Source organism: Acinetobacter sp. V2 (assembly GCF_001188385.1).
Lineage (GTDB): Bacteria > Pseudomonadota > Gammaproteobacteria > Pseudomonadales > Moraxellaceae > Acinetobacter > Acinetobacter oleivorans.
On the sequence record NZ_JZFB01000001.1, the window covers coordinates 22,616 to 23,150 of the forward strand.

The 535-nt window shown below is 38.9% G+C and carries 1 protein-coding gene; it reads left to right on the forward strand.

Annotated elements, in window-relative coordinates; all coding sequences use genetic code 11:
• Positions 1-535: PaaX family transcriptional regulator C-terminal domain-containing protein (locus UC75_RS19355; protein ID WP_322842888.1), on the forward strand; the 535-nt coding region annotated here is incomplete at both ends.

The following is a 535-nucleotide window of genomic DNA, read 5'->3' on the forward strand; positions in this document are numbered from 1 at the left end:
GCATTTATAACGACCAGATGAAAGAGTGGGACCATTATTGGGATCTTATTCTGATGTCTAGCCTCGACACTGAAAATAAAGCGTTGTTAAAGAAAGAACTTGAATGGTTAGGATTTGCCAATATTTCGACAAACTTAATGGCTTATCCGGGTTGTAACCGTATTGAACTGCAACGCTTGTTGGTTGACTTAAATATGAGTGAGCAAGTGGTGGTGTTTAAAGCCGAAACATTGCAGCTCTTTAATAACTCGGTCGATACCATTGGACGTATGCTCAGAACCAACTGGCCAATCGATGAATTACGCCAAAGATATCTACAGTTTCTCGATATTTTTAGAGAAATTGGCGTGTTGCTGATGCAGGAAAACGAACAACTTGAACCTGTTCAGGCCTTTCAAATTCGAACTTTACTGATTCATTATTATCGTCGGATTTTATTGAAAGATCCTGCATTGCCACTTGAGTTGTTGCCAACTGACTGGCCCGCGATTAGTGCACGAACTTTATCAATGAATATTTATAAAAAAGTATTTGA